General features: G+C 59.3%; 1 protein-coding gene. It reads right to left on the bottom strand.

Translation table 11 applies throughout. The annotated features are described in order from the left end of the window. The coding region (locus tag AC1RPT_RS07800; RefSeq protein WP_481762985.1) for a hypothetical protein at window positions 1-366 on the bottom strand (366 nt) is incomplete at both ends.

Consider the following 366-nt stretch of genomic DNA (forward strand, 5'->3'; position numbering starts at 1 on the left):
GGGCCGTACCCTGCACACGCTCGACCAGTGCTTTCCGCTGTTCGGCACTGCTACCGAATTGCTTCAGCTCCTGTGCATACTCGGTGTAGATGTGGTTGCGTAGCGCGTCGCACGCTTCTTGCAGAAGGTCGAGGTTGACTGTGGCTCGAACTCGAATCTCAACTAGCCGGGCACGCGCGCTCAGGTCGTTGGACGTGGCTTCGAGAAGCGACTTCGGGCTGAACTGCTTACGCCCGTGCAGCGACCGCGATGTGCGGTTGGCCATCAGGCCCATGGCTTCGGCCTGATCACGCTCGATCTTCAGCTTCTCGCGCACGCCCTTGACCACGAGCCGAAACTTCTTGTAGTTAGGGTCTTCTTTGATGT

Source organism: Dellaglioa sp. CoH-56-MRSF-11, assembly GCF_056782135.1.